The following is a 2768-nucleotide window of genomic DNA, read 5'->3' as shown; positions in this document are numbered from 1 at the left end:
CGCGGGTCGCGGCCGCACGCGCCGAACGCGAGGCCCTCGCGCGCACCCGCGTGCGCCGCAGCGTCAGCCATCGTGACGGCGCCCGCTGCCGGGTCGACGGCCAGTCGCTGCTGAACTTCTGCGGCAACGACTACCTGGGGCTCTCGCAGCACTTCGCGGTGGTCAACGCCCTGCAGGACGCGGCTTCGCGCGAGGGCGCCGGCGGCGTCGCCTCGCACCTGGTCTGCGGCCACCACGAGATGCACGACGCGCTCGAGCGCGAACTGGCCGACTGGCTGGAGGTCCCGGCGGCCCTGCTGTTCGGCAGCGGCTTCATGGCCAACCTGGCGGTGCTGCAGTCGCTGCTCGACGAAGAATCCGTCTGCGTCCAGGACCGGCTCAACCATGCCAGCCTGATCGACGCCGCGCGCCTGTCCGGGTGCCGCTTGCGGCGCTACCCGCATGCCGACCCTGAGGGCGCGATCCGCCAGCTGCGCAGCCTGCCCGACGGCCTGGCGATACTGGCCACCGACGGCGTTTTCAGCATGGACGGCGACCTCGCCCCGCTGCGCCAGCTGGCCCTCGTGGCGAAGGTGCAGAAGGCCATGCTGTATGTCGACGACGCGCACGGCGTGGGCGTCGTAGGCCCGGACGGGCGCGGCAGCGTCGCCGACGCCCGGCTGGGCGTGCAGGAAGTCCCGCTGCAACTGGCGACCCTGGGCAAAGCGCTCGGCGGCTACGGCGCGGCCGTGGTCGGCGACGCCGACCTCATCGGACACCTCGCCGAGACCGCGCGCCCCTACCTTTACACCACGGCGTTGCCGCCGGCCCAGGCCGCCGCGACGCTGGCGGCGGTCAAGCTCGCGCGCAGCGAGCACTGGCGACGCGGGAAACTGCACGAGCTGGTCGGACGCTTCCGTGACCGCGCGCTGCGCGTGGGCCTGCAGCTGATGGACAGCGACACGCCGATCCAACCGGTGATGTGCGGCACCGACGCCCATGCGCTGGCGATGTCGCGGGCGCTGGAACAGGCCGGCTACTGGGTGGCGGCGATCCGGCCGCCGACCGTGTCCGAGGGCCGCGCGCGCTTGCGCGTGACGCTGTCGGCCCTGCATGGGCCGGGCGACGTGGACGGACTGGTCGATGCCCTGGCCTATGCCCGTGACCGCGTGGCCGGTCCGCGCGAGGCGGCCCGGGTGGCCCAGCCGGTGGAATGACCGCCGAAACGGACCTGGCGACCCTGCTGGCCACGCTGCGGGTCGATGCACGGCCCGGCGAGTTCGTCTTCGTGCTCGCATCGCCATCGGCGCTGGCCCCGCCGGCGTGGCTCGCCGACGCCGAAGCGACGGTGCGCGAGTCCGGGGGCCTGTCCGTCGTGATGCCGCGCCAACGGGCCGATGCGCTGGGCCTGCCCTACGACTTCGTGGCGTGCTGGCTCACGCTCGCCGTACACTCCGCGCTCCACGCCGTGGGGTTGACCGCGGCGGTATCGACGGCGCTGGCGCGCGAAGGCATCGCCTGCAACGTGATCGCCGGCCTGGGCCACGACCACCTGCTGGTGCCGTCGGCAAGGCGCCAGGACGCCCTGGATGCCTTGGCGCGCCTGGTGGCCCAGCACCGCCCGCCCCCGCGCTGAAGCCGCTGCTTTCCCTGCCCCCAAGTCCCCCAAGATCCCCGAGTCCCCCTGCTCCATGGCTGCCCCCCTCCACATCGAATCCCACGGCCGCGGCCCCTCGCTGGCCCTGATCCACGGCTGGGCCATGCATGGCGGCCTGTTCACGCCGCTCGTCGATCGCCTGTCCGACCGCTACACCCTGCACCTGGTGGACCTGCCCGGGCATGGCCATTCGCGCGCGTCCGAGGCCTCGCTCGACCCGGCCACGCTCGGCCGCGAGCTGGTCGCCCGCGTACCCGACGCGGTCTGGCTGGGCTGGTCGCTTGGCGGCCAGTTCGCCCTGCGCGCCGCGCTCGACGCACCCGCGGCCGTGCGCGGCCTGGTGATGGTCGCCGCGTCGCCGCGTTTCGTCAGTGGCGGGGGCTGGCCGCACGGCGTCGGTCCCAACCTGTTCCGCGACTTCGGCGAGGCGCTGCAACGCGACTTCCGCGGCACGCTGGAAGGCTTCCTCGCGCTGGAGGCGCTGGGCTCCCCTCATGCGCAGGACGAACTGCGCAAGCTGCGCGCGCAGGCCTTCGAGCGCGGCGAACCGGCCCCGCGGGCGCTGCTCGAGGGCCTGTCGTTGCTGGACCGGCTCGACCTGCGCGAGGCCCTCCCCGGCCTGCGCGTGCCCAGCCTGTGGATCAGCGGCAAGCGCGACCGGCTCGTGCCGACGGGCGCCATGCCCGCCGCGGCCGCGCTGGCCCCGGATGCGCGCAGCCTGGTGATACCGAACGCGGGCCATGCGCCCTTCCTCGCTGCCGCCGACACCGTGGCTGCCGAGATCGATGCATTCATGCGATCGCTGCCGGTCGCGGCCCGCGCCGAACGACCGGTGGATGCTACATGAGCGATCTGTTCGACCACCGCCAGGTGCGGCGCGCGTTCTCGCGCTCGGCCGGCCATTACGACGAGGCCGCGGCGCTTCAACGCGAAGTCGGCGCGCGCCTGATGGAAGCGCTGGACTATCTCGACGATCCCAATGTCGCCCTGCAGCCGGGCTGCGTGGTCGACGTCGGCTGCGGGCCCGGCCACGCCGCGATCGCGCTGCAGCAACGCTGGCCCAAGGCCCGGGTCATCGCCCTCGACCTCGCCCTGCCCATGCTGCAGGCGGCCCGCGCCAACGCCGGCGCCC

4 protein-coding genes are annotated in these 2768 nt (G+C 73.8%); all 4 read left to right on the top strand.

Going from position 1 to position 2768, the window contains the following annotated elements:
* The coding region (gene bioF, locus FKV25_RS02600; RefSeq protein ID WP_141517239.1) for an 8-amino-7-oxononanoate synthase at positions 1 to 1196 on the top strand (1196 nt) is incomplete at its 5' end.
* Positions 1193 to 1615, top strand: a complete 423-nt coding sequence (locus FKV25_RS02595) for an ACT domain-containing protein (protein WP_141517238.1) — start codon at positions 1193 to 1195, stop codon at positions 1613 to 1615. The genes bioF and FKV25_RS02595, both read left to right, overlap by 4 nt.
* A gap of 55 nt (positions 1616 to 1670) precedes the next feature.
* Entirely contained in the window at positions 1671 to 2483 is an 813-nt protein-coding gene (bioH, locus tag FKV25_RS02590) for a pimeloyl-ACP methyl ester esterase BioH (RefSeq protein WP_141517237.1), read from the top strand.
* Positions 2480 to 2768, top strand: a 289-nt coding sequence (locus tag FKV25_RS02585) for a methyltransferase domain-containing protein (protein ID WP_141517236.1), incomplete at its 3' end; no start/stop codon positions are given. The genes bioH and FKV25_RS02585, both read left to right, overlap by 4 nt.

Source organism: Marilutibacter aestuarii, assembly GCF_006546775.1.
Classification (GTDB): Bacteria; Pseudomonadota; Gammaproteobacteria; order Xanthomonadales; family Xanthomonadaceae; genus Marilutibacter; species Marilutibacter aestuarii.
Note: the sequence above shows the minus strand (reverse complement) of the source record. Positions and strands in the feature narration are given on the sequence as shown.